Source organism: Nonomuraea guangzhouensis (assembly GCF_019396345.1).
GTDB classification, from domain to species: domain Bacteria; phylum Actinomycetota; class Actinomycetes; order Streptosporangiales; family Streptosporangiaceae; genus Nonomuraea; species Nonomuraea guangzhouensis.
This window is the reverse complement of record NZ_JAHKRM010000028.1, coordinates 136,585-159,385: the sequence shown is the minus strand read 5'-3', so window position 1 is coordinate 159,385 and position 22,801 is coordinate 136,585. Positions and strand designations below refer to the sequence as shown.

Sequence of the window (22,801 nt, the reverse complement as noted above, 5' to 3'; positions counted from 1 at the left end):
GCGCCCGGGGACAACCTCGGACGCGGGCGCCGCGGTGATCTGCCGTCCGAGCCTGGCCACCGGCTGGCTCGATTCCGGACGAGTCCGTCCGAGCTCCTGTTGGACACCTCACTCGTCCGGCTTCGCTGGCTCTCATCGCGGCGAACCCGCCGCACCTGACGGAGCAGCAGAAAGGCAGACCACCACCATGACGATCCGCAATATCGCGGCCAACGCCCTCCTGACCGCGACCCTGTTCGGCGCCCTCCCGGGGGTCGGGGCCACCGCCACCCCAGCCCTGGCGGCGGCCGAGGAGTGCGGGGTCCGGAGCGACGGCAGGCTCTACTGCGGCAACACCCCGAACGTCACCCTGTCCTACGACGCCTCCTACCAGACCGCGGAGACCGGCGTACTGACGAGCGGCTTCAGCTGGTTCCAGTGCTGGGTCGAGGGCGGCCCGCACGCCGGCGGCAACAACATCTGGTACCTCGCCGCGGGTGACAAGGCGATAGCGCCCTACCGCGGCTGGGGCTTCCTGCCCGCCGTCCACGTGTCCACCGCCCACGACCCCGCGCCGGGCCTGCGCGAGTGCACCTTGGCCGACTACGAGCTCATCGGCCCGTGACGCCGCCGAGGTTTCCGACAACAACAACACTGAAGGAGATGTACAGATGAACAAGCGTCAGGTCGTCGCCATGGCCATCGCCACCGCGGCGTTCGCGCTGCTCGGCCTCGCCCCGTCCACCGCCTCCGCCGACGCCTGCGGCGTCGATCCGCACGACGGCAGGCTGCACTGCTCCAACGAGGGCGGAGTCCCCGTGTTCAAGGGGCCCCGGCCCGTCGACGACGTGGACTTCCTCGACACCACGCAGAGCTGGTTCACCTGCTGGACACAGGGCGAACTCCATCCGGGGGGCAACACCACCTGGTACGGAACCGTCGGCGACAGGTTCGGCGCCTTCGGGTACGTGCCGGCCTCCGTGGTGCACACACCAAGCGGCTTCGACGCCGACCCCAGCAGGTACGGCCTGCGCAGATGCTGAACCCGCCCCACCTGAACCGGTAAGTGAGCAGACCGGCGGCTGGTGAGACGCCCTGAGCCGAACCGCTCAGTCTCACCAGCCGCCCTGCTCCGCATGGTCACGCCGGACGGCCGCGAGCGGTCTCGGCGACCTGCGTGTACGACTCCTGGCGTAGTGCGGATGACGACGGGCGGGGGATGTCGCGGTGCCGTGACGGCAAGATCCTTGAGACCTCACGAGGTCGAAGGAGAGTCGAATGGTCACCCAGGTCGCCAAGGGCAGCGGGTATCTCACCGCGTTCAAGATCATTACCGTACTGAACACGCTGTCCGTGCTCTTCCAGGCCGTAACGGCCGGCCAGTTGCTCAGCGGGGCGTCGGCGGGGTTGCACGGGCTGGGTGCGGGGGCCGTTCACCTGCTGGGGCTGGCACAACTCGTCGCGGCCGTGCTGGTCTGGCGGCCGGGACGCGGCGCGGGGTGGCCCGCCGTGGTCGGGCTGGCGATCCTGCTGCTCGGTTTCGTGCAGTCCGCGGTGGGCGGGTCGGGGGTGATGACCGTGCATGTGCCGCTGGGGATGGCGGTCTTCGGGCTGAGCGTGTGGCTGCTCGTCTGGGCTTGGCGCCGCTGACGCCAGAGCGGCGGGGTTGGAGTCAAGGCGCGGAGGTCCAGCGGCGCTTACGCCACGAGAACGGCGGGATTTCGATACGCGAGTGAACGGAGCCCTCCCATTTCGCCTTCACCCCGTGAGCGGCGAGAGTGTCGCACACCTCTTGTGCGATGGCCGTGCTCGCCGCTTCGCTCTTCGTCTCGTCGTCCTCAAAGGCGCCGAACGCCAGCATCAGCCCTTCGCCTTGAACCCCGAACTCAAGGTCCTGGCCGTGATAGAAGACCGCGCCGCGCGGTTTTTCCGGCAACTCCGAGGCGGCCTCGTGCGCGTCGCTCCAGCCGTCGGACATCGTGTAGCCCGCGTTCTGCAATGCGACTATGCCGTGTTCGTTCAGCTGCTCGAACGCCTGGTCGATGGCGTCGTTCACGGTGGGGGTGCGCCAGGTTTCCTCACGCGCCTGCTGCTGCCGGAACAACTCTTCCGCGTACGCCTTCAGCTCATTCAGCAGATCTTCGTCGGTCGTCTCGTCCGCCAGCCAGTCTTCGATATCCCATTCGTCATCAAAACCGCCTAAAACCGCGAGTTCGATCTGCTCCCGTAAGAATGCGGTTTCCGAGTCTGACGCGTCCAAGTCGTTGTCGCTGTTTTCACCGGTGTCGTCATGCATGCCAGGAACCTACATGATCACGCCGACACTCCGCGCCGCCGAGTAGGCGCGGGGGAGCATGCTCTGGGCCGCCGGTCACAGGTCGCCGTGTCTGGCCAGGTGGTCGGCCTTGCGGATGGGCTCCGGCAGGCGATGGTACGGGGAGAGCCGCAGGACCTCGGCGCAGGCCGTGTCGAGGGTGATCCGGTGCCCTTGCGACACGTACACCGGCTTGACGTCCTGCTGTGTACGCAGGGCCCGGCCCACGGTCGAGCCGTTCAGGTCGATGGGCGTCCACGCGCCCCGAGCGGGGGCCGGGGTGTCGTGGGTGCCGACGAAGTGGGTCTTGCCGACGCCGATCGCGGGCAGTCCGGTCAGTACGCCCAGATGGCACGCCAGGCCGAACCCGCGCGGGTGCGCCAGGCCGTATCCGTCGCAGACCAGCAGGTCAGGGGTGACGGTGAGCCGCTCCAGCGCCTCCACCAGCGCGGGCAACTCGCGAAAGGCGAAAAGCCCCGGCACGTACGGGAACCGCGCCTTGCCGCGCACCACCACCTGCTCGACCACCACGAGACCGCCCGCGACCCGACCCGCGACACTCCCCGCGCGATCGTCCGTGACGCTGCTTGCGGGTGCGGGTGCGGGCGCGGTTGTGGAGAGCACCACCACGGCGGCGGCTACGTCGTCATCGCCGTGATAATGCACGTCAAGTCCCGCCACCAACGTGAACTCGGTCGGCCCGGTCAACTCGACGTGAAGCCGGAGACGCTCCTGGATCGCCTCCGCCTCCTCGGCACTCGTCGGCCACGGGTGAAGCTGGTTTACACGCACGCGGCCCAACCTATGCCGCATCAGACAGAGGTGCTTACTACCGCCCGGTCCCTGAACTTGTGGATGGGGGAGGTTATCCGCGGCTGATGGTCCAGGCCCCGTCCGCGGTGATGGTGGCATACCGGGTACCTGACGGCAGGACGACCCGGCCCTTGTAGGTGCCGATCTTGTTGACCAGCAGGTTCAAGTACTGACCGCGATCATCGAGCGCCCACACCGCGAAGTTGGATTCGCCGCTGTGGCGGATCGTCAGGCGACGCAGGCCCTTGCTGGCCGTGGTGAGTCGCAGGACGTCCGAACCGGACCCCTTCGCCTTGATCGCCCAATAGCGGGCCTTGCTGATCGGGAGAACCTGGAGGGTCCAGGCACCGTCGGCGGTGACGCTCAAGGAGCGGATCTTGTTGGTGCCGTTGACGTTGAACGCGGCCGTGCCCCGGTAATCGCCGATCGTGTTGGCGAGAAGATCCACCTGCTTGCCGCTCGTGGTGAGCGTCCATACGGCGAAGTTGCTTTCGCCCTGGTGGGTCAGTTTCACGATGCTCGGCTTGGACGTCGCGGGGATGCGGACCACGTCGTCGCCCTCGCCGCGATAGGTGCCTGCGGTCGTGAGAGCGGCTTGAGCGGGGAGCGGCGTCGAGAGCAGGAACGCTCCAGCGAGCGTGGCCAGGCCGACGAGAGCACGTAAATGGAGACGCATCTGTGACTCCTGAGGCGAAGAAATGTGAACGCGGTAAGACGTGCGATCTGGCGAAGAGGTGTACAGCCCCTGCGCCGTGGGTGCTGTGACAACAGATCGGCAGACAGTCTGTGCCCGGCCGGTTACCGTCGTGACATGGCCAAGAAGGACGATGAGCCGCCGCCGGTCTGCGGCATCTGCTTGGGTGCGGGCGGGGAATGGATCGACCGGAATGGTGACAGTAACAAGCAGTCCGTGTGGGTGTCGTGCAAGACCTGCGACGGAACCGGCCGGGCATGACCGACCCGATCACCTGCCCCGAATGCGGCGGCCGTCGCGGCGAGCAGTTCGGTGAGCTGTTCCTGGCCTGCCGCTTCTGCGCCGGCCGCGGCTGGGTGGGCGCCGAGCACGAGCCCGCCGAAGAGGTGCCCGAGCCGCCGGACGGGCCGCCGCCCGTGTGGGAGGACAGGCGCTGGCGCGACCCGGGCGTCGCCGAGGCGCTCGGCTGCCCCTACTGCTTCGGTTCCGGCCAGGTCACACACGTGGATCGGGATCGGGGCGCGTTGGTGACCGTTGCCTGCTCATGCCGGACGGACCCCCAGTCATAGCTCCGCCGTACCCGAACCCGGGTCTGGTGCGTACGGCAGGACGAGGCCGACACTGTGGACATGCAGTCGTACTCCAGCGCCACCGCGCCGACCCCCCTCCTGGGCGAGACCATCGGCGAGAACCTCGAACGGACCGTCGTGGCCTTCGGCGACCGGGAGGCCCTGGTCGACGTCCCCAGCGGGCGCCGATGGACCTACGCGCACCTCGACGCCGACGTGAACCGGCTCGCGCTCGCCCTGCTGGCCAGGGGCATCGCGAAGGGCGACAGGGTCGGCATCTGGGCGCCCAACCGCGCCGAGTGGGTGCTCGTGCAGTACGCCACCGCGAAGATCGGCGCGATCCTGGTCAACGTCAACCCGGCCTACCGAAGCCACGAACTGGAGTACGTGGTCAAGCAGTCGGGCATGCGGCTGCTGATCAGCGCCCAGACGCACAAGACCAGCGACTATCGCGCGATGGTCGAGGAGATCGGCTTCGCGGACGCCGTCTACCTGGACGACCCGGGCTGGGACGCGCTCCTGGCCGAGACCGTCGAGGAGGACCGGCTGCGGGCCCGCATGTCGGAGCTGTCCTTCGACGACCCGATCAACATCCAGTACACCTCCGGCACCACCGGCTTCCCCAAAGGCGCGACCCTGTCGCATCACAACATCCTCAACAACGGCTACTTCGTCGGCGAGCTGATCCACTACACCGAGACCGACCGGGTCTGCCTGCCGGTGCCCTTCTACCACTGCTTCGGGATGGTCATGGGCAACCTCGGCGCCACCTCGCACGGGGCCTGCGTGGTGATCCCCGCGCCGAGCTTCGAGCCGGAGGCGACGCTGCGGGCCGTACAGGACGAAAGATGCACCTCGCTGTACGGCGTGCCGACCATGTTCATCGCCGAGCTGGGGGTGGCCAAGGGGTACGACCTGAGCTCGCTCAGAACCGGCATCATGGCAGGGTCGCCCTGCCCGGTCGAGGTGATGAAGCGCGTCGTCAGCGAGATGAACATGCGCGAGGTCGCCATCTGCTACGGCATGACCGAGACGTCCCCGGTGTCCACGATGACCAGGTCCGACGACGACCTGGCCCGCAGGACCGAGACCGTCGGCCGGGTGCTGCCGCACGTCGAGGTGAAGATCGTGCACCCGGAGACCGGGCTGACCGTGGCGCGCGGCGAGCCGGGTGAGCTGTGTACCCGCGGGTATTCGGTCATGCTCGGCTACTGGGACGAGCCGGACAAGACCGCCGAGGCCATCGACACCGCCCGCTGGATGCACACCGGCGACCTGGCCACCATGGACGACGAGGGCTACGTCAACGTGGTCGGGCGGATCAAGGACATGGTCATCCGCGGCGGGGAGAACGTCTACCCGCGCGAGATCGAGGAGTTCCTGTACCGCCACCCGGACGTCGCGGACGTCCAGGTGATCGGGGTGCCCGACGAGAGGTACGGCGAGGAGCTGATGGCCTGGGTCATCCTGCGGGAGGGCGCTGAGCCGCTGACGGCCGAGGCGGTCAGGGAGTTCTGCGCGGGGCGGCTGTCGCACTTCAAGATCCCGCGGTACGTGCACGTGACGGACGCCTTCCCGATGACCGTCACCGGGAAGATCCGCAAGGTGGAGATGCGCAGGCGGGCGGTCGATCTGCTCGGGCTGGACGGGACGGGGTCCTGACCGCTGCGGAGACCCGGCGTCGAGGACAAAACGGACACGGCCTAGCATGGCCAGGTGATCACCGGTGAGGTTCTCGGCCTGCTCGGGGTGGGGGTGGTCGCCGGGGTGGTCAGTACTGTGGTGAGCCTGGCGTCGATCGTCTCATACCCGGCGCTGCTCGCGTTCGGCCTGCCGCCGCTGACCGCGAACGTCACGAACACGGTCGCGCTGATGTTCACCGGCGTGGGCGCGGCGGTCGGGTCGCGGCCCGAGCTGGCGGGGGAGGGCGGCCGGGTGCTGCGGCTCGGCTGGGTGACCGCGCTGGGCGGGGCGGTGGGCGCGTTGCTGCTGCTGGTGACTCCGGCGCGGACGTTCGAGCTGATCGCTCCGTGGTTGATCGCCGGGGCCTCGCTGCTGCTGATCCGGCGGCCGTCGGTCAGGCCGGGGGGCGAGCACGGTCTGCTGCTGCGGGTGGCGCTGTTCACCGTGTCGATCTATATCGGATACTTCGGGGCGGCGGGCGGGGTCCTGATGTTCGCGGTGCTGGCGGGCTTCCTCGACCAGACGCCCGCCAAGCTGAACGCGATGAAGAACATGCTGTCCGGGCTGGCGAACGCGGTGGCCGCGCTGGGGTTCGCGCTGTTCGGGCCGGTGGACTGGGGGGCGGCGCTGCCACTGGCGGTCGGGTTCCTGCTGGGCGGGTGGCTGGGGCCGAAGATCGCCCGCCGGCTGCCCGGTCAGAGCCTGCGGTATCTGGCCGCGGTGTGCGGGGTGGCGGTCGCGATCAAACTCGGGTACGACTCGTACGCGAGCTGACGTGCCGGGGAGCGCGAGAATCCCCTCAGCGCACCAGGACCTCTTCGCGGTGGCGATCATCGTCTTGACCGTCGGCCTGGGCCTGTCGTACGGGCGGATGTCGGCCATGTACGCCGAGATGTTCCCCGTCTCGGTGCGCTGCTCCGGCGTGGCGATCGGCTACGCGCTCGGCGCCATCCTGGGCGGGACGACGCCCGGCCGGCCGCCGAGCCGGTACGAGGCCTCGGTGGCGAGAGCACGCGCCCCCGGTTCGACCCTGACGGCCGGGGGTGCGTGCGTTTCACCGGGTCACGCGTAGAGGAAGTAGTAGCCGTACCGGGGCTCCCATACGCATGAGTAGTGGTCCCACCAGTTCTGGGTGATGCCCTTGGTTCCGATCCGCTCGCACTCCGAAAGGTCCGTGAAGACGCCGGACAGTTTGACGGTGCTGTCTGCATGCGCTGGGGCGGCGCTGACTGTCAGCGACACTCCGAGGACCATGACGGCCGAGACGAGAACAGCGCGTACCTTTCGCATTCATCCTCCTGGGGCTGGGGAGATCATGACCCTGGACACTAGCACTCAAGACCCGCCACGAAAATTGTCAAGGCGGAATCGGTCGCGGAACGAGCTGAAACTTCCATCGGCGTTATCGCGGAGCTGCGCAAGTTCCACCGACATTTACCGTCGGTAAGACCGCCGTCACTTCCTGGGGTCGCTTTTTCTGGCTGCCTGTGCATTCCATGGATGATCTGAGCCTGTCGTCGCTCTACATGCCCATAAAGTACGTTTTAGGCTTCTTTTCCTGGTCGGTTAGCGCGATGCGCCGAAACCTTTGACCATCGTTACTTTCGTGCCTTATCGTCTCCCCGTCCATATCGATGTGAGCCACGGCACTCGAGCGGGACGTTCGTTCTCGCAGGGTCGGCGTGCTGATCGCGGCTGCTCCGGCGTCGCAGGAGACTACGGACGGCCACCGGGGAAGCGGCGATCATCCGACTGACCCGGAGTCGCACCATGCAAGCTCGAACCCGCACAGCCATGCTCGTCGGCGTGGTGATGACCGTGCTGGCCGCCGTCGGTGTGCCGGCATACTTCGCGCCGCCGGCCCACGCCATGCAGGCGATCACCGACATCGCTTACGCGCCCGCACAACCGGCCGGTAGCAGGGGGCATCTCCTGGACCTCTACCTGCCGTCCACCGGCATCACGCCCCGGCCGCTGCTGATCTGGCACAAGGGCTCGGCGTGGACGGGCGACAACGGCAAGACCGAAGCGGACACGATCGCGAACGTCTTCAACCCGCTGGGCTTCGCCGTGGCCGGCGTCAGCGTCCGGTCCAGCGGCCAAGCCGTCTTTCCGGCACAGGTGCACGACATCAAGGCGGCCATCCGCTGGCTGCGCGCGAACGCCGCCACGTACAACCTCGACCCCAATCGTTTCGCGATCATGGGCGAATCCTCGGGCGGCTGGCTGACGGAGATGGCGACCCTGTCCGGCGGCGTGACGGCGCTGGAGGGCACCGTCGGCACGACCGGCGTCTCCAGCGCCGTGCAGACGGGGATCGCCTTCTACAGCCCGACCGACTTCCTGCAGATGAACGCGCAGAACCTGCCGACCGGCGGGCTGGACCACAACTCTCCCGCCTCCCCGGAATCCCTCCTGGTCGGCTGCCCGATCCAGACGTGCCCGGCCACGGTGGCCCAGGCCAATCCGATGTCGTACGTCGACGCCAACGACCCGCCGCTGATGTTCCTGCACGGCCAGGCCGACTTCCTGGTGCCGCACGGGCAGAGCGTCCTGCTCTACGACAGGATCAAGGCGCAGTGCGGTGACGCCACGTTCGTCTCGGTGCCCGGGGCGGACCACTTGATGGCCCAGGTCATGGACTCCGCCCACTACGGCTTGCAGACCGTCCGCACCACCACCGACTGCGGCGAGAGCGTCGGCACCGGCACGCTGAATCCCAGCTGGGCCAACTTCGCGACCTTCCTGCGTGGCGGGCTCAAGATGGGCACGTCCTGCGAGGTCGCCTACGCCACCGGCGCCTGGGACGGCGCCTTCAACGGCAGCGTGACCATCAAGAACACCGGCACGACCCCCGTCGACGGCTGGACCGTGACCTGGGCCTGGTCGGGCAACCAGCAGATCACGACCGCCTGGAACGCCACGGTGGTCCAGACCGGCACCCAGGTGACCGCCCGCGACGCCACCCACAACAGTTACATCGGCCCTGGCTCCAGCCAGAGCTTCGGCTTCTCGGCGACCGCCACCGGGACGAACGCCATACCGGCCGAGTTCAAGCTCAACAACACCGTCTGCGCCAGAGTGCCCGCCTGAGCCGACGTGCGCCGGGCCTGAGTCGAATGGCGAGGCCCGGCGCCGTTCTTCCGTCAGCCGAATTGCATGCGGAAATACCGTTGGCGGCGCGCCGGTCTATTTTCCAGTCCTTTCTTTGAAAGGCCGCAGTGCGCATATTCCGGGACCCAAGCAAATCGGATAAGCCGTCTTCCCTTGCCCGGGGGTCGTTGTCCTGATCGTCGATGAGTTGGGGGACATGTGCGTACACCCAACATGTTCGTCGGGAGCCTCGGCATCTATGTGCCTGACAGCGTGAGGGCTGGTACCCGGAGGCGGAGGTCGAGAAGTTCCAGAGATCGGCGCGGCGGTGGCCGGCCGACGGCAGCCGCTTCCCCGCCTCCCAGGACCTGACCCCTCACCTGTCGCGGCCCTTCCGGACCACGGAACAGAGCCTGGACAGATTGCGCTGTTCAGCGTCGAATGCCGTCACAACGGCTCTGACCTGTGGTCTTGAAGCTCAGGCTGGTGGCTCCAGCATGGTTACCAGGAATCGCCGGGCCACCGCGGCCAGTTGCTCGTCGTCATCCAGGTTGACGATGGCGCTGGGGATCGTCAGGAAAGAGGTGGAGATCCGCACCATCATCTCGGCCACGAGGTCGACGTCGAGGCCGCTCGACACGTTGCCCGCGCGTTGCTCGCTGCGGAGTTGGCCGGCCACGAAATGCCGCACGGTGGCGAGGGTCTGACCCCCGTCGGCCATCATGGAGGGGATGAGCAGGTCCGGTTCCGTGGCGATGAGTCCGCCGATCAGCGGATTGCTGCGAATTGCCCGCAACGAGGTCACGAAGCCCAGCACCACCCTGTCGGCAGCGGTGCCGGCTTGTTCTATGTCGATGAGGAACTGGTCGAAATAGCGGCGGAACTCCCGGCGCACCACATGTTCGATCAGCGTGTCCTTGGTGTCGAACCGGCGGTAGACCGTGATCCGCGACACCTTCGCCAGCCGGGCGACGTCCTCCATGGTGGAGCGCCTGATGCCCATCCGGCAGAACCGCTCGTACGCCGCGTCGAGGATGCGCGCCCGTAGCTCGTCGCTGTCGTCGACGCGCTCGACGGCATCGACATAGGCGCGCTCCAGCAACGAATCAGAGTCCGACGGCGCCACGAATGCGGACAGCACAGAATCCACGATCACCTCCTGTAGAGAGTCTGCCCTCAAACGCGGTCTTGTGATGCTCGTCACACTGTGCTCTGATGATGATACACAGATCCATGACCTGTTTCTCAGTATCAACCATTTCTCGCATGCCCTGAGCAGAACCCCACCTCGAAGGAGTGCGGAGCATGGCAGAGTTGAGCAGGCGCGAAGTACTGATCTCGGGCACCGCCTTGGGAGCGCTCGGCGCGTTAGGGATGGCCTCCCCGGCCCAGGCGGATTCCCTGTCCGGCGACTGGGGCTGGCCGGCCAGTGGTTCGATCGCGGGTTCCGGCAGCGGCGCCGACCCTCGATGGGTGTGGGACGACGTGGCCGATCCGCTCCTCGCCTCCCTGCTCGACCGCGGTGCCATACCCGAGGTCAACCGGCTGCTGCACGACTGGAACCGCAACGACCAGCCCCTGCCCGCGGGATTGCCGGAGGATCTGCGGGCCTTCATCGAGCAGGCGCGTCAGCTGCCGCCGTGGGCCGACCCCACCAAGCTGGACGCCGCGGCGCGGTTCCACGCGCTCAAGGGGAACTACATCGTCGTCCTCACCATTGTCGGCGCCGGGATGCTGGCCACTGCCATCCCCAAGGAGGCACGCGCTGTCTATTACTCCGCGGGCGGTGCGGATCTGAAAGACCGGATCGCCAAGACGAACATTCTGGCGTACGCGGTCAGACCCCAGAACGCCTGGGGTCCCGGCGGCACGGCCGTGGTCGAGGCCGTGAAGACCCGGCTGGTGCACGCGGCGGTGCGGCACCTGCTGAAGTCGTCTCCCCACTGGTCCGGCCCTATCCCGATCAGCCAGGAGGACATGCTCGTCACGTGGCACACCCTGGCGACCTACTCCATGCGCGGGATGCGGGAATGGCAGGTGCGCATCTCCTCCACTGAGGCCGCGGCGTACCTGCACTCGGTACAGATGCTGGGGCACATGCTCGGCATCAGGGACGAGTTCCTCCCCGCCACCTGGGACTCCTCCTACACCCAGTCGGATCTGGTCCTGCCCAGGAACATGGGGCCGACCTCGGAGGGGGTGGAGCTCAACGCCATCCTGCGGGACATGCTCGCGGAGCTGACCAGCCCCGGCGGCGTCGACAAGCCTCTCGTCAACGCGTTCGCCAGGTACCTCACCGGCGACCAGGTGGCCGACTGGAACGGCGTCCGGCGCGAGCCGCTGTGGGACCCGGTGGTCAAGACCGCGTGGCCGCTACTGGTGCGGTTCCGGGAAGGTCTGATCGGGCTGCCGCTGGTGCCCGCCGCCGCCTGGCTCCTCGACGAGATGGTCAAGAAGTGGACCACGTACTACCTCACCAAGGGGGCACAAACCAAGATCGTGATTCCGACGGGTAATCGGCCCAGCTGATCACGGTCCAGGGGTGCCGCTCGCACCGACCAGGCAGCCGCCACCGGCCGGTGAGCCCCTGGCTCTGGGTTATCGGGGGTGGGCGAACGCGCCCGCGCCGTGTCCGGCACCTACGCCACCGCCGTCCGGAACGGTCGGTACCGGCCGTCCGTCGAAGCGCCCGAGAGAACCCTGTGATCCGTGTACTCATCGCAGCGTTCGTCCGGCGTTCCGCCGATGGCGTGATCCACGAGACGGCGTGGACGATGGCGGCCGAGGCGGAGCGGGTCTGGGGGGCGCTGCTCAGAGGTGCAGCCCGGTGAGTTCATCTGTGCCTGGGCGGGTGGGACTCGAACCCACGACCCACGGATTATGAGAATCCTCGGTTGATGTCGCTCAGTGTCACGAAGTGCTGTTCTGTATTGTCGTGGCTGGGATTATCCCCGTCGTTGTGTCGGTCTGTGCCGACGCGTGCCGTGCTGTATCGCGTACACGCGAGCAACCACCGAGCAACCATGCGTTCTTGACCATCGGCGTTTTGTGCCATTTGTCCCCCATCTCGGCGCGGCTGTTTGGGGCCAGGCTTGCGGGCACTCGAACCTTACGGCGGATCGAACGTGTGCGAGCAACCACCGAGCAGCCATCGCCTGGTCATTTGCGTCCACAGGCAGGATGGCTCGCAACGGACCTCGGATGCGATGCATGGTCTGCCTGACGTGCATGGACGTGATTTTCGGCAGGCGCAGGGCCGGCGGGGGGGGGCGGAACGATGGCGCTCTGGTGGGCGGCAAGCCCGGAGTGCCTCACGTGCTACGGGAAGAGATGCTCCCTGGGGCAACGTCTCACGAGTGGCGGACTCCGCAGGCTGTCGCAACAAGGTGGGACGGCCTGCGCGTCAGCCGCGCCGGACGCCGTGCTGGTGGGCCGTGATTGATGTATTAGTAGCGAAGCCTCTTATCATCAGCCACACGGCGAAGACAAAGCTCTGCAGGCCCAGTGGCGCATTCATGGCCAGGTAGAGCGGCGTGACCACGTCAGTTAGGCGAAGCAGCACCAAGAAGCTCGCCGATATAGCTGCTCCGATTCCCAGAAATCCCCACCCGGATAGCCATCGAGGGACAGATCTCGACCGCCATAGAATGCGGAACAACAGGAGATCTCCGAGGCTCAGCGAGATGATCAATGCGACGTGATTGACCAAGTCGCGCGCCGTCCGCAGCAGCTCGCCCAAGACCTCGAGGCTGGATGCGTCCGAAGCGCTGGCCTGGGTGAATCCATGGCCCAGCACAAGAAACAAGGGCAGGAGAATCACGCCCATGAAGTGGAACGTCGCTGCGATCAGCCTAAACCCAAGGAAACCCTGACTGAGCGCTTCGTTCTCCGCCCTCAATGTCGGATAGAGGTACAGTGCGAACCCGACATAGGCGGGGATCATGATGGACTGAGCAACTGCGCCGACGATGACTTGGCTCTCGTGTGCGGAAATGAGAGCGAGATAGCGTGGCTCCTCGAGAGTGGGAACGATGCTCAGCGCGCCGGCGATCATGCCTACGATGACCAGTGCGCCCGCAATTGCGGTTGCCCGCCTGTTTATATGCACCATGCTTGTCCTGTAATTGTCGTGGTGGCGGAGTGTGCCGGCGCCGGATCGGCGAGCCGGTTCAGGCTCCCCGACGCGCAAGACGGGGACTGCCGGGGCGGCGGCCAGGGTCAGCCTGTGAGCAGGTCCATGCGGAGGAACTCGGTGATGCGGAGCACCTTCGGTGGGCGTGCCACCTCATTGGGGAGGGCCTGGAACGCCTCGTCCTTCCCGACAAGACGTGGGGCGGTGAGTTCTACCTCTCTCCCGTCGACCCGGAGCCGCGCACCGCTGGCCGCCAGGACGTTCTGCACCCAATCGGAGCGCGATCCATACACCAGAACGAACAGGTAGCCACCGTCGACGGGATGCGCATCGAGCGGCGTGCGGTACGTAGCGCCAGAAATGCGACCGATGTGAATCAGCACCGGCCATCTCCCGCCGGTTATCGCGCGGGGGTTGAACACCCGCTTGTTCACGTGCCCCCACCACTTCGGCATCGGCATCGAAATCTCCTTTTCTCGCCCCGGCGGGGCGCGTCACAGGTCAGGTGTTGGCTGAACCCTGGCTGACGCGAACCTGGATGGCCTTACACCAGTAAGGCTACTTACTAGTGTAAGGTTGGCTTACGCTCGTAAGGCTGTCAACCCGCTCACACCCCGGAGCCGTCGTGCCACCACCACAACCGCTCAGCAGAGGCCTCGTGCTGGAAGCCGCGATCCGGGTCGCGGATCGCGGCGGCGTGGAGGCGATCACGATGCGCCGGGTGGCGCAGGAACTGGGCGTGGAGGCGATGTCGCTCTACCACCACGTGCCGAACAAAGACGCGATCCTCGACGGCGTGGTCGACATGGTGTTCGCGGCGATCAAGCTACCCGGTGCCGAATGCGACGATTGGCGCGATGCGATCCGTACGCGTGCCTTCTCCGCACGCATGGTCCTGTCGCAGCACAGCTGGGCTCTCGGCCTCATGGACTCCCGTCGCAATCCGGGACCGGCGACGCTGCGCCACCACGACGCCGTCCTGGGCGTCCTCCGGGAGGCGGGGTTCACGCTGCCGATGGCCGCGCACGCCGTCTCGCTCATCGACAGCTACGTCTCCGGGTTCGTCCTCCAGGAGGCGAACCTGCCGGTGACGACGCCGGACGATGTCGAGGAAGTGGCCGGCGGCATCCTCCGGCATCTGCCGGCGGAGGAGTTGCCGTACCTCACCGAGATGATCCGCGACCACGCCCTGCGGCCGGGCTACGACTACACCAGCGAGTTCAGCTACGGCCTGGACCTGATCTTGGATGCGCTCGAAGCTCGCCGGAGGGGCCCCCCGCTCGGGTTCGTGCGCGCGGGAGGTTGTGCGACATGAGTGATCTTGCCGATCCGGCGGTCGCGGTGGAGGCCTTAGAATGTCCGACCTGCCAGGCGCCGGCGGGGAGCGCCTGCCGGACGCGAGGCGGGAAGGTCGCGCCGAAGTACCACACCCCGCGCTTCATGCTGATGCCGCAATTGCGGGCGGAGCTGGAGGTGCGGACGCCCGTCGATCGCGGTCCCGGACGGCCATGGGCGACCCGAGCGGGCACGGGGCCGCGCTGTTCGCGTTCTTCGCCGGGATGGCCGAGTCCGAGCGGGAGTACATCCGGGAGAAGTCGCTGGAGGGCCAGGCCTCGGCACGCGAGTGCGGACGCCACGGCCGTCCCAAGGTATTCGACGACAACACGGGCACCGGGGATGGTGGGCGGCAGGGACGCGCGGAGATGATCAAATGTCGACTGCCGCATGATGAGATGCGGGAACATCGGGGAACATGATCTTGAGGAGATCATTCACAGCCCGCTGGCATCGTCCAAAACAGGCTTTCGACCTGCGGTGATGTCGGTAGGGCGGGTGGGACCTGAACCCACGACCCACGGATTATGAGTCCGTAGGTGAGCTGACGGGTAAGAGAGCGCGAGGCCGTACGTGAGCTGACGCGCCTGTGCGGTGTCGGTGGCCTGATGTGTGCCTAGCGAGGCGAGCCTGCCGCCGTCAACGGGAAATCCTCGACCACCTGCCAGACCGTGCCGTCGTACGCCACCAGTTGGACTGCCGCCACCCGTGCTCTGACCGGCAGCCCTCGTTCGATCGCCGTTTCGGCCTCGTCGAGGGCGGCGCCGTCGCTCTCGTACCCGATCGAAAGGTGTGGCATTACTGTTTCGTACTTGCCTCCGTACGGTCGGGCCTCGGGCCAGCGCCCGGTCACCGCGTGCGTGAGCCGGACGAATGGCTCGCCGGGCGCCGGCTCCAGATACAGCAACTCGGGCAGCCGCCCACACCTGGCGAACACCACATCGAACGGTGCATACCCTGCGAAAAGCCCAGCCAGCGCCTCCCGGTCAACAGCATCGAGCGGCAGGAACGGGTACATCACCGTCACATGCGCCGGCACCCCGTACGCCACGGACGGATCGAGCGCCGCCCGCCAGCGGCCCACCACCGGCTCGGCCTCCGGCACCGGCACCACCAGCGCCGTGAGCCCGGCCGGGTAACGGCCCGTCATATCAGCTTGGCGAAGCGGGTGGCCACCTCGCGCCAGATCGGCGTCGACACCGGCTCGTCGGCCACCGCCTGGGCATAGACCTCGTCCGGGTCGAAGCCGTCGACCCGCCACTCGCGGATCCGGGCCGGCAGCACCTCGGGATGGAACTGCACCCCCCAAGCCTGCTCCCCGACGCGGAACGCCTGGTACGGGCAGTCCGTGGTCTCCGCCAGCCAGACGGCCCCCGGCGGCAGGGCGGTGACCGCGTCCACGTGGTGCTCGATGGCGGGCACCACCTCGGGCAGGCCGTAGAAGAGCGCGTCGTCGGCCGCCTCGGGCCGCAGCGTCACTGGCAGGCTGCCGTTCTCCGGAGCGCCCGCGTCGGGGGTCACCTCGCCGCCCGCGACCTCGGCGATCATCTGCCCGCCCAGGCAGATGCCGAAAAACGGCACGCCCTCATCCAGCGCCTGCGCGACCAGGCTCCTGGCCGTGGCCAGCCACGGCGCCCGGTCGTCGTCACTCGGCAGGAAGCCGCCGCCCAGCATGATCATGGCACCGTGTGACAGCCGAGCGGGCAGCGGGGCGCCGTCGTAGGCGGGTACGACGTCCAGCCGCAGCCCGGCCTCCTCCAGCCAACCGCCCAGGCGGCCGGGGCCGCCGCTCCTGCTGTTCTGCACGATCAGCACGTCACGCATCGACATCCTCCAGCGTCGCTGTCTCGATCGTTTGGTACGTCACGTGTTGACGTCCTTTGGGGCGCGGTTCTGGCTGTCTGGGGCGTCGCCTTCTGGCGTTGCTGTCTCGGCTGTTCGGTGCGTCACGCGTTCTCCAGGGCGCGCTTTCGGCTCGCCACCTTCTGGCGTCGGCGTTTCGGTCGTCCGCTCGTTCACCTCAGGTCCGCAGCCTGGGCGGTGTGTCGCAGCAGGAGTGCGGTCGTCACCGGGCCCACGCCGCCCGGTACAGGCGTCAGCGCCCCGGCGCGGTCCGCGACCGCGGCGGAGTCCACGTCGCCGGCCAGGCCGCCGTCCTCGGTGGGGTTGGTGCCGACGTCGATGACGACCGCGCCGGGCGTCACGTGCTCGGCGCCGATCAGCCCGGCCCGTCCTACGGCCGCGACCAGCACTTCGGCCGTGGACGTGACGGCCGCCAGGTCGCGGGTTCGTGAATGGCAGACGGTCACTGTCGCGTTCCGGCCGAGCAGGAGGTGCGCCAGGGGCTTGCCGACCACGGTCGAACGGCCGACGACCACGGTTCGGCGGCCCTCCAGCGCGACTCCGTAATGGTCGAGCAGCGCCATGACGGCGGCCGCGGTGGCCGGGGCGAACGCGGGCAGCCCGGCGGCCAGGCGGCCCAGGGACAGCGGGTTCGCACCGTCCACGTCCTTGGCCGGGTCGATGGCGGCGGCCAGCTCCTGCGCCGACGCGCCCGGGGGGAGCGGGGTCTGCAGCATGACGCCGTGTACGCCCGGGTCGGCGCTGAGTCGTTCGAGCGTCTCACGGATGCCGGTGGCCGTGGCGCCGGGGCCCAGGTCGGCGAGGTCGCAGGCGATGCCCACGCCTGAGGCGGCCTTGGCGATCGACCGTACGTACCACAGGCTCGCCTCGTCGGCGGTCGCGACCACGACGGCCAGCCTCGGCTGCGGCCCGTCCGCCACCCGCGCCGCCGTCTCCGCCCTGATGGCGGCGGCCAGTTCCTTACCCGTCAGCGTCTTCACACGTCGATCCTCTCGTACGCCCCGGCAGCCCCGTGACCATCCCCCCGCTCAGCGGGGCACGCATCGGGGAACGGCGCGTGTCCAAGGCCGCGCACTCGGGGGTGTGGGTCGAGGTGGCGCGCGTCAAAGCGGTACGCATCCGGCGCGTCCGGATAGGGCGCGTCCTGGCGGCGTACGTCTGCGAGAGGGGCGGTCACGTGGCGAGGCGCTCGCGGACAGTGGCCGTCACCCGGTCCGCTCTGTCGACTGTGGCGTCCACGTCGGCGAGCCGGGCGCGGAGCGCGTCGCGCGCCTTGTCGTCCTTGATGCCGTTCAGGTTGATCTCGACGTTCACCCGTGCGGTCGTGAGGGCCGCGCGGGCCGCGTCGGCCGCCGCCGCCACGTCCGTGATCACGTTGGGGTTGCCGATCGGCAGCAGCAGTTCGCAGAGCTCGACCAGGCGGGTGGCCGTTTCGACGACTCTGGCGGGCGGTTCGGCCGCGCCGACGAGGGCCGAGGCGATGGCCGCGCTGCGTTCCGGGCCCTTCGGCAGGCGGTAGGCGTCCGTCACCGCGGTGAAGGCCACCGCGTCCTCCTCCAGCAGCCGCAGCGCCCGTGCGCGCATCGTGTCGGTCTCGGCGATCAGCGCGACGATGGCCTCGGCGTGGTCGGTGTACTTCTCCCCGGTGGTGTAGCGGGCGACCATGCCGAGCAGCGCGGCGGCCTGTGCCGCGTGCAGGGCCGCGGTGGCCCCGCCGCCCGGCGCGGGTACGTGGGCGGCGAGCTGGGCGAGGAAATCGACGATCCTGGAGTCGCGCATGGCGGCATTCTGCCAGGCCACGACCGCGCGGACGGTCAATCGCGGTGGAGTGGCCGAGTCGCGTCCTCCGGGCCCTGGTACGGCGGGATCACCCCGTACGCGGGCCCGGCCGTGATGGCGCGCGGGGCCGAGGACCGCCAGCGGGACGGGAAGGCCGAGCTCACCAGCAGCATCACGCCGAACATCAGCAGCAGCCCGGTGTAGGCCACGGTCAGGAACCCGGACCACAGGACGTCGCCGAACATCCGATCGGGGATCAGATGAAGTCCGAGGATGTCCAGGAACGGCAGGAAGCCGAACACGGTGAACTCCAGCCCACCCACCAGCGAGGCGACGGGCGACAACCGCGAGCCGAGCAGGAACGCGAGCAGGATCCCCGAGACGAGGAGCACCCCGAGCCCGGTCCAGGAGAGGATGAACTGCTGGTAGCTACGACTGACCTGATCGACACCGTAGAACAGTCCGACGGCGATCAACGGAGGGAGGAACAGTCCCGCGACCAGCCCGAGCGCATGACGGGCACCATTTTGCATGATCAACCCCGTTTGTTCGGTTTGCGGACAACCTACCGCGTGGACTCCCGCACGACGAGATCCGGTTGGAACATGATCTGCTGGTGCGCGTGCGTCGCCGGGTTGTCGCACTCGTCGAGCAGCAGCTCGGTGGCCACCCGGCCGAGCTGGTACGTGGGCTGCCGGATCGAGGTCAGCGACACCGTGGAGGCCGAGGCGAAGTCGATGTCGTCGTACCCGATCAGCGACACGTCGTCGGGCACCCGGACACCCGCCTGGAGCAGCCCGCGCAGCATGCCGAGCGCGAGCAGGTCGTTGGCGCAGAACAGCGCGTCCGGCAGCGTCCCCTCGGCGAGCAGTCTCTCGGCCGCCTGCTGGCCCGCCTTGGCCGTCATGGCGGGCATCGCGACCTCGAGCAGTTCGCGCGGGTCGCGGCCGCCCGCGGCCATCGCCTGCTCCGCGCCGCGCCTGCGGTCCTGGCACTGTCTGATCACGGCGGGTCCCGTGACGTAGCCGAGGCTGCCCGCGCCGCCCTCCAGCAGGTGCGCGACGGCCATCGAGCCGCCGGTCACGTCGTTCACGGCGACGGCGCACTGGTCGGAGCGCTCGGCCGGATGGTCGACGAGCACCACGCAGATGCCGCGCCCCCGTAGCTGGTCGAGCCGGCCCGGGTCCTCGTCCGACGGGGTGATGAGCACGCCGCGCACCCGCTGTTCGGCGAACACCAGCAGGTTGCGCTCCTCCTTCATCCGGCTGCCCGAGGAGTTGCCGAGGATGACGGCGTAGCCGCGCTCGCTCGCCACGTCCTCCACCCCGGCGGCCACGTCGGTGAAGAACGGGTTGCCGATGTCGATCACGGACAGCCCGACGGTGCGGCTGTGGCCGGCCCGCAGGGTCGAGGCGGAGCCGTGCCTGACGAAGCCGAGCTCCCTGATCGTCGATTCGACGCGGATCCGGGTGGAGTCGGCCACTTTCTCCGGACGGTTGAGCACGTTGGACACCGTGCCGGGCGACACCCCGGCCCGGGCCGCGACGTCCTTGATGCTCACCGTCGTCATCATTGCCCCCGTGGCTCGTAGGTGCGCAGGCTCTCGCTTCGTCGTACCAGATCCCGCATGTCGGCCAGGTCGCCGACCACGCCGCGGGCCCGCGCCTGGACCAGCGCGTTGCCCAGGGCGGCCGCCTCCACGGGCCCCGCGACGACCGGCAGGCCGGTCGCGTCGGCGGTGAGCTGGCACAGCAACGCGTTACGCGATCCGCCGCCCACCAGGTGGACGACCTCGACCGGCCGCCCGCTCAGGCGGACGGCGTCGGCGACGGCCCGCTGGTAGGCGAGGGCGAGGCTCTGCAGGATGCATCGTACGGCCTGCGCCCGATCCTCCGGAGCCGTCTGCCCGGTACGCGCGCAGTAGTCCGCGATCCGGGCGGGCATGTCACCCGGCGGCAGGAACGACGGATCGTCGGGATCGATGACGGCGTCGGTCCTGGCCTCGGCGGCGGCGGCGAGCAGCGGCTCCAGCGGCGGGTCGTCCCACACGCGCAGGCACTCCTGCAGGATCCACAGGCCCATGACGTTGCGCAGGTAGCGGGTGGTGCCGTCGATGCCGGCCTCGTTGGTGAAGTTGGCCAGGCGGCTCTCCTCCGTGAGCACGGGGGCGGGCAGTTCGACGCCGACCAGGGACCAGGTGCCGCAGGAGATGTAGGCGAAGCGGTCGCCGGTGGCGGGCACGCCGACCACGGCCGAGGCGGTGTCGTGCGAGCCCACCTGGGCCAGGGAGGTGGTGTAGCCGATCTCGGCGGCCACGTCGGCCCGCAGCGCCGCGACGCCGCCATCCGAGATTTCGGGGAAAATCCGGCTGGGGAGGCCGAGGCGGGCGATCAGCTCCCAGGCCCAGTCCCGCTTGGTGACGTCGTACAGCCCGGTCGTCGAGGCGTTGGTGCGCTCGGCCCAGCGCTCGCCGGTCAGCCAGTATCCCAGGAGGTCGGGGATCAGCAGCATCGTCTCGGCCCGGTCCAGCCGGTCGCAGGCGAGCTGGTTGACCGTGTTGAACCGGAGGAACTGCAGCCCGGTCACCTCATAGGGATCGATCCGCTCGGTGATCTTCTCGGTGCGGCCGTCGCGGTAGTGCACCGGGTTGCCGATCAGCGCGCCGTCGCGGTCGAGCAGCCCGTAGTCGATGGCCCACGCGTCGATGCCGACCGACTCGGCGGGTCCGGCCTTGCGCAGCCCGTCGAGCAGGCCCTGGTAGAGGGAGAGGATGTCCCAGTGCAGCGTTCCGGCCACGCGTACGGGCCGGTTGAGGAAGCGATGTTCCTCCACGAGGCGCACGCTCTCGGCTGACACGTCGGCACTCATGACCCGCCCGCTGGAGGCGCCTAGGTCCACGGCAGTGAATCGCACCCCCCGATTAAAACGTAACAATCACAAAGACGCCAGAAGAGGCGTGAAGGCATTGACGCCTGCTGGTCCAGCGCTTAGATTCCGGGTTCGTCGCGATTAAAACGTTTGTTGTCCGGAGGGATGCATGAGTGTCACCCCCACACTCGCGCTCGCGAACGTCAGCAAGTCGTTCGGAGCGGTCAGAGCGCTGCGCGAGGTCTCACTCGACCTGTTCGCCGGTGAGGCGCACGCCCTGGCAGGGGAGAACGGCGCGGGCAAGTCGACCCTCGTCAAGACCCTGGCCGGCGTCCACCGGCCCGACACCGGCCAGGTGCTGCTGAACGGCGAGCCGGTCGTCTTCGCGGGACCGGCCGACGCCCAGCAGGCCGGGGTGGCCGTGATCTACCAGGAGCCGACGCTTTTTCCGGACCTGTCCGTCGCCGAGAACATCTTCATGGGCCGCCAGCCCCGCCGCTCCCTCGGCCGCATCGACCGCAAGGCGATGCGCGCCCAGACACGGGAGCTGTTCGAGCGGCTCGGCGTCGCCCTCGACCCCGAACAGCCGTCGCGCGGCCTGTCCATCGCCGACCAGCAGCTCGTCGAGATCGCCAAGGCCCTCTCCCGCGACGCCCGCGTCCTGATCATGGACGAGCCGACGGCCGCGCTGTCCGGTAACGAGGTGGCGCGGCTGTTCTCGGTGGTCGAGGCGCTGCGCGAGCACGGCTGCGCGATCCTGTTCATCTCGCACCGGCTGGACGAGATCTTCTCGCTCTGCCAGCGGGTCACGACGCTGCGCGACGGCGCCTGGATCGCCAGCGAGCCCGTCTCGGGGCTCACCCACGACGACCTGGTACGCCGCATGGTGGGCCGCGAGCTCGGCGCGCTCTACCCCAAGGAGGAGGCCCCGCTCGGCGAGGTCGCGCTCCAGGTGGAGCGGCTGACCCGCGAGGGCGTCTTCACCGACGTCTCCTTCCAGGTACGGCGGGGCGAGATCGTCGCGCTCGCCGGGCTGGTGGGCGCCGGGCGGAGCGAGGTGGCCAGGGCGGTCTTCGGCGTGGACCGCTGGGACGCGGGCTCGGTGTCCGTGGACGGCCGGCGGCTGCCCGCCGGGAGCCCGACGGCGGCGATGGGCGCGGGCCTGGCCCTGGTGCCGGAGGACCGCCGCCAGCAGGGGCTGGTCATGGAGCTGTCGATCGAGCGCAACATCGGCCTGACCGGGCTGGGCTCGCTGCGCAGGGGCGTGACGATCTCGCGGAAGGCCGAGCGCGACCGGGCCAAGGACTGGGCGGTGCGCTTGCGGCTCAAGTTCGCCCGGCTCAGTGATGGGGTGGGCGTGCTGTCCGGCGGCAACCAGCAGAAGGTCGTGCTGGCCAAATGGCTGGCCACGAAGCCGTCCGTGCTGATCGTGGACGAGCCGACCCGCGGCATCGACGTCGGCACCAAGGCGGAGGTGCACCGGCTGCTGTCGGAACTGGCCGGGCAGGGCATCGCGGTGCTCATGATCTCCTCCGACCTGCCGGAGGTGCTCGGCATGGCCGACCGGGTGCTGGTCATGCACGAGGGACGGCTGACCGCCGAGATCTCACGCGCCGACGCGACCGAGGAGAGCGTGATGAACGCCGCCACCGGGAGGGCCGCATGACTGGGAGATCCTT

Annotated in this window: 27 protein-coding genes and 1 pseudogene; 14 read left to right on the top strand and 14 right to left on the bottom strand. The window is 68.5% G+C overall.

The annotated features are described in order from the left end of the window. Nucleotides 1–187: 187 nt before the first annotated feature. The 3 genes from KME78_RS45485 (at nucleotide 188) to KME78_RS45475 (ending at nucleotide 1,629) form a co-directional block, all read left to right on the top strand. Entirely contained in the window at nucleotides 188–604 is a 417-nt protein-coding gene (locus KME78_RS45485; RefSeq protein WP_219536162.1) for a hypothetical protein, read from the top strand. Between the two features lie 46 nt (nucleotides 605–650). Beyond that, complete coding sequence (locus KME78_RS45480) at nucleotides 651–1,022, top strand: hypothetical protein (RefSeq protein WP_219536161.1); 372 nt, start codon at nucleotides 651–653, stop codon at nucleotides 1,020–1,022. A 235-nt stretch (nucleotides 1,023–1,257) separates the two neighbouring features. Continuing rightward, entirely contained in the window at nucleotides 1,258–1,629 is a 372-nt protein-coding gene (locus KME78_RS45475) for a hypothetical protein (protein ID WP_219536160.1), read from the top strand. 22 nt (nucleotides 1,630–1,651) lie between these two features. Here KME78_RS45475 and KME78_RS45470 read toward each other — a convergent pair whose 3' ends face one another. The 3 genes from KME78_RS45470 to KME78_RS45460 form a co-directional block, all read right to left on the bottom strand. Then, complete coding sequence (locus KME78_RS45470) at nucleotides 1,652–2,275, bottom strand: DUF6891 domain-containing protein (protein ID WP_219536159.1); 624 nt, start codon at nucleotides 2,273–2,275, stop codon at nucleotides 1,652–1,654. A 75-nt stretch (nucleotides 2,276–2,350) separates the two neighbouring features. Then, complete coding sequence (locus KME78_RS45465) at nucleotides 2,351–3,085, bottom strand: endonuclease V (protein ID WP_308127377.1); 735 nt, start codon at nucleotides 3,083–3,085, stop codon at nucleotides 2,351–2,353. Between the two features lie 73 nt (nucleotides 3,086–3,158). Continuing rightward, nucleotides 3,159–3,782: a hypothetical protein gene (locus tag KME78_RS45460; RefSeq protein ID WP_219536157.1), complete on the bottom strand. Its 624-nt coding sequence runs from the start codon at nucleotides 3,780–3,782 to the stop codon at nucleotides 3,159–3,161. A 135-nt stretch (nucleotides 3,783–3,917) separates the two neighbouring features. Between KME78_RS45460 and KME78_RS45455 the strand changes: the two genes are divergently transcribed. From KME78_RS45455 to KME78_RS68250, 5 genes and pseudogenes are all read left to right on the top strand, one after another. Further along, nucleotides 3,918–4,061, top strand: coding sequence for a hypothetical protein (locus KME78_RS45455; RefSeq protein ID WP_219536156.1), 144 nt, complete (start codon nucleotides 3,918–3,920; stop codon nucleotides 4,059–4,061). Continuing rightward, complete coding sequence (locus KME78_RS45450) at nucleotides 4,058–4,369, top strand: hypothetical protein (protein WP_219536155.1); 312 nt, start codon at nucleotides 4,058–4,060, stop codon at nucleotides 4,367–4,369. The genes KME78_RS45455 and KME78_RS45450 overlap by 4 nt, the downstream gene beginning before the upstream one ends. Before the next feature lie 60 nt (nucleotides 4,370–4,429). After that, entirely contained in the window at nucleotides 4,430–6,031 is a 1,602-nt protein-coding gene (locus KME78_RS45445) for an AMP-binding protein (RefSeq protein ID WP_219536154.1), read from the top strand. A 54-nt stretch (nucleotides 6,032–6,085) separates the two neighbouring features. Further along, entirely contained in the window at nucleotides 6,086–6,826 is a 741-nt protein-coding gene (locus KME78_RS45440) for a sulfite exporter TauE/SafE family protein (protein ID WP_308127376.1), read from the top strand. Nucleotides 6,827–6,893: 67 nt separating this feature from the next. Further along, nucleotides 6,894–7,124, top strand: a pseudogene (locus KME78_RS68250) (hypothetical protein); the annotation flags it as partial. Here KME78_RS68250 and KME78_RS45430 read toward each other — a convergent pair. Further along, a complete protein-coding gene (locus tag KME78_RS45430) occupies nucleotides 7,115–7,342 on the bottom strand; it encodes a hypothetical protein (protein WP_219536153.1) in 228 nt (75 codons plus the stop codon). The pseudogene KME78_RS68250 and the gene KME78_RS45430 sit on opposite strands and share 10 nt — an antisense overlap. A gap of 480 nt (nucleotides 7,343–7,822) precedes the next feature. Here KME78_RS45430 and KME78_RS45425 point away from each other — a divergent pair, with 480 nt between their 5' ends. Beyond that, the gene (locus tag KME78_RS45425; protein ID WP_219536152.1) at nucleotides 7,823–9,145 is read left to right on the top strand and encodes a cellulose binding domain-containing protein; all 1,323 of its coding nucleotides are present in this window, start codon (nucleotides 7,823–7,825) and stop codon (nucleotides 9,143–9,145) included. Between the two features lie 478 nt (nucleotides 9,146–9,623). On the opposite strand, the gene KME78_RS45420 is transcribed toward KME78_RS45425, so the two are convergent. Continuing rightward, nucleotides 9,624–10,295 carry a TetR/AcrR family transcriptional regulator gene (locus tag KME78_RS45420; RefSeq protein WP_219536151.1) on the bottom strand — a complete coding sequence of 224 codons (672 nt, stop codon included), beginning with the start codon at nucleotides 10,293–10,295 and terminating at the stop codon, nucleotides 9,624–9,626. 155 nt (nucleotides 10,296–10,450) lie between these two features. On the opposite strand from KME78_RS45420, the gene KME78_RS45415 reads away from it, so the two are divergent. Both KME78_RS45415 and KME78_RS66690 read left to right on the top strand, forming a co-directional pair. Then, nucleotides 10,451–11,674: an oxygenase MpaB family protein gene (locus KME78_RS45415; protein ID WP_219536150.1), complete on the top strand. Its 1,224-nt coding sequence runs from the start codon at nucleotides 10,451–10,453 to the stop codon at nucleotides 11,672–11,674. A gap of 173 nt (nucleotides 11,675–11,847) precedes the next feature. Next, on the top strand, nucleotides 11,848–11,976 hold the full coding sequence (locus KME78_RS66690) for a hypothetical protein (RefSeq protein ID WP_281429058.1): 129 nt from the start codon (nucleotides 11,848–11,850) through the stop codon (nucleotides 11,974–11,976). A gap of 572 nt (nucleotides 11,977–12,548) precedes the next feature. Here the strand turns inward: KME78_RS66690 and KME78_RS45410 are convergent. Further along, nucleotides 12,549–13,256, bottom strand: a complete 708-nt coding sequence (locus KME78_RS45410) for a DUF4386 domain-containing protein (protein ID WP_281429057.1) — start codon at nucleotides 13,254–13,256, stop codon at nucleotides 12,549–12,551. 107 nt (nucleotides 13,257–13,363) lie between these two features. Beyond that, nucleotides 13,364–13,738, bottom strand: coding sequence for a nitroreductase family deazaflavin-dependent oxidoreductase (locus tag KME78_RS45405; RefSeq protein WP_219536148.1), 375 nt, complete (start codon nucleotides 13,736–13,738; stop codon nucleotides 13,364–13,366). 164 nt (nucleotides 13,739–13,902) lie between these two features. On the opposite strand from KME78_RS45405, the gene KME78_RS45400 reads away from it, so the two are divergent. Both KME78_RS45400 and KME78_RS45395 read left to right on the top strand, forming a co-directional pair. Beyond that, a complete protein-coding gene (locus KME78_RS45400; protein WP_219536147.1) occupies nucleotides 13,903–14,592 on the top strand; it encodes a TetR/AcrR family transcriptional regulator in 690 nt (229 codons plus the stop codon). A 193-nt stretch (nucleotides 14,593–14,785) separates the two neighbouring features. Beyond that, nucleotides 14,786–15,034, top strand: a complete 249-nt coding sequence (locus KME78_RS45395) for a recombinase family protein (RefSeq protein ID WP_219536146.1) — start codon at nucleotides 14,786–14,788, stop codon at nucleotides 15,032–15,034. A gap of 194 nt (nucleotides 15,035–15,228) precedes the next feature. Here the strand turns inward: KME78_RS45395 and KME78_RS45390 are convergent, their stop codons facing one another. The 7 genes from KME78_RS45390 to KME78_RS45360 all read right to left on the bottom strand — a co-directional run bounded on the left by KME78_RS45390 (nucleotide 15,229) and on the right by KME78_RS45360 (nucleotide 21,122). Then, nucleotides 15,229–15,762, bottom strand: coding sequence for a 2'-5' RNA ligase family protein (locus KME78_RS45390; RefSeq protein ID WP_219536145.1), 534 nt, complete (start codon nucleotides 15,760–15,762; stop codon nucleotides 15,229–15,231). Continuing rightward, on the bottom strand, nucleotides 15,759–16,436 hold the full coding sequence (locus tag KME78_RS45385) for a type 1 glutamine amidotransferase (RefSeq protein ID WP_219536144.1): 678 nt from the start codon (nucleotides 16,434–16,436) through the stop codon (nucleotides 15,759–15,761). The genes KME78_RS45390 and KME78_RS45385 overlap by 4 nt, the downstream gene beginning before the upstream one ends. Before the next feature lie 191 nt (nucleotides 16,437–16,627). After that, complete coding sequence (locus KME78_RS45380) at nucleotides 16,628–17,455, bottom strand: bifunctional 5,10-methylenetetrahydrofolate dehydrogenase/5,10-methenyltetrahydrofolate cyclohydrolase (protein ID WP_219536143.1); 828 nt, start codon at nucleotides 17,453–17,455, stop codon at nucleotides 16,628–16,630. Nucleotides 17,456–17,648: 193 nt separating this feature from the next. After that, complete coding sequence (locus KME78_RS45375; protein WP_219536142.1) at nucleotides 17,649–18,254, bottom strand: cyclodeaminase/cyclohydrolase family protein; 606 nt, start codon at nucleotides 18,252–18,254, stop codon at nucleotides 17,649–17,651. Between the two features lie 35 nt (nucleotides 18,255–18,289). Beyond that, entirely contained in the window at nucleotides 18,290–18,787 is a 498-nt protein-coding gene (locus KME78_RS45370) for a hypothetical protein (protein WP_219536141.1), read from the bottom strand. Nucleotides 18,788–18,819: 32 nt separating this feature from the next. Next, nucleotides 18,820–19,824, bottom strand: coding sequence for a LacI family DNA-binding transcriptional regulator (locus KME78_RS45365; RefSeq protein ID WP_219536206.1), 1,005 nt, complete (start codon nucleotides 19,822–19,824; stop codon nucleotides 18,820–18,822). Beyond that, the gene (locus tag KME78_RS45360) at nucleotides 19,824–21,122 is read right to left on the bottom strand and encodes a rhamnulokinase (protein WP_219536205.1); all 1,299 of its coding nucleotides are present in this window, start codon (nucleotides 21,120–21,122) and stop codon (nucleotides 19,824–19,826) included. Before KME78_RS45360 ends, KME78_RS45365 begins: the two co-directional genes overlap by 1 nt. Nucleotides 21,123–21,291: 169 nt before the next feature. On the opposite strand from KME78_RS45360, the gene KME78_RS45355 reads away from it, so the two are divergent. Further along, entirely contained in the window at nucleotides 21,292–22,788 is a 1,497-nt protein-coding gene (locus KME78_RS45355; protein WP_219536140.1) for a sugar ABC transporter ATP-binding protein, read from the top strand. The last annotated feature ends 13 nt before the right edge of the window (nucleotides 22,789–22,801 follow it).

What these genes read in the sequence shown, in the direction of transcription:
- KME78_RS45445 (WP_219536154.1), top strand. Translation starts at nt 4,430, where the DNA reads ATGCAGTCGTACTCCAGCGCCACCGCGCCGACCCCCCTCCTGGGCGAG.
- KME78_RS45395 (WP_219536146.1), top strand. Translation starts at nt 14,786, where the DNA reads ATGGGCGACCCGAGCGGGCACGGGGCCGCGCTGTTCGCGTTCTTCGCC.
- KME78_RS45355 (WP_219536140.1), top strand. Translation starts at nt 21,292, where the DNA reads ATGAGTGTCACCCCCACACTCGCGCTCGCGAACGTCAGCAAGTCGTTC.
- KME78_RS45470 (WP_219536159.1), bottom strand. Translation starts at nt 2,275, where the DNA reads ATGCATGACGACACCGGTGAAAACAGCGACAACGACTTGGACGCGTCA.
- KME78_RS45485 (WP_219536162.1), top strand. Translation starts at nt 188, where the DNA reads ATGACGATCCGCAATATCGCGGCCAACGCCCTCCTGACCGCGACCCTG.
- KME78_RS45365 (WP_219536206.1), bottom strand. Translation starts at nt 19,824, where the DNA reads ATGACGACGGTGAGCATCAAGGACGTCGCGGCCCGGGCCGGGGTGTCG.
- KME78_RS45455 (WP_219536156.1), top strand. Translation starts at nt 3,918, where the DNA reads ATGGCCAAGAAGGACGATGAGCCGCCGCCGGTCTGCGGCATCTGCTTG.
- KME78_RS45385 (WP_219536144.1), bottom strand. Translation starts at nt 16,436, where the DNA reads ATGCGTGACGTGCTGATCGTGCAGAACAGCAGGAGCGGCGGCCCCGGC.
- KME78_RS45360 (WP_219536205.1), bottom strand. Translation starts at nt 21,122, where the DNA reads ATGAGTGCCGACGTGTCAGCCGAGAGCGTGCGCCTCGTGGAGGAACAT.
- KME78_RS45415 (WP_219536150.1), top strand. Translation starts at nt 10,451, where the DNA reads ATGGCAGAGTTGAGCAGGCGCGAAGTACTGATCTCGGGCACCGCCTTG.
- KME78_RS45460 (WP_219536157.1), bottom strand. Translation starts at nt 3,782, where the DNA reads ATGCGTCTCCATTTACGTGCTCTCGTCGGCCTGGCCACGCTCGCTGGA.
- KME78_RS45430 (WP_219536153.1), bottom strand. Translation starts at nt 7,342, where the DNA reads ATGCGAAAGGTACGCGCTGTTCTCGTCTCGGCCGTCATGGTCCTCGGA.
- KME78_RS45450 (WP_219536155.1), top strand. Translation starts at nt 4,058, where the DNA reads ATGACCGACCCGATCACCTGCCCCGAATGCGGCGGCCGTCGCGGCGAG.
- KME78_RS45480 (WP_219536161.1), top strand. Translation starts at nt 651, where the DNA reads ATGAACAAGCGTCAGGTCGTCGCCATGGCCATCGCCACCGCGGCGTTC.
- KME78_RS45475 (WP_219536160.1), top strand. Translation starts at nt 1,258, where the DNA reads ATGGTCACCCAGGTCGCCAAGGGCAGCGGGTATCTCACCGCGTTCAAG.
- KME78_RS45405 (WP_219536148.1), bottom strand. Translation starts at nt 13,738, where the DNA reads ATGCCGATGCCGAAGTGGTGGGGGCACGTGAACAAGCGGGTGTTCAAC.
- KME78_RS45410 (WP_281429057.1), bottom strand. Translation starts at nt 13,256, where the DNA reads ATGGTGCATATAAACAGGCGGGCAACCGCAATTGCGGGCGCACTGGTC.
- KME78_RS45370 (WP_219536141.1), bottom strand. Translation starts at nt 18,787, where the DNA reads ATGCAAAATGGTGCCCGTCATGCGCTCGGGCTGGTCGCGGGACTGTTC.
- KME78_RS45390 (WP_219536145.1), bottom strand. Translation starts at nt 15,762, where the DNA reads ATGACGGGCCGTTACCCGGCCGGGCTCACGGCGCTGGTGGTGCCGGTG.
- KME78_RS45425 (WP_219536152.1), top strand. Translation starts at nt 7,823, where the DNA reads ATGCAAGCTCGAACCCGCACAGCCATGCTCGTCGGCGTGGTGATGACC.
- KME78_RS45375 (WP_219536142.1), bottom strand. Translation starts at nt 18,254, where the DNA reads ATGCGCGACTCCAGGATCGTCGATTTCCTCGCCCAGCTCGCCGCCCAC.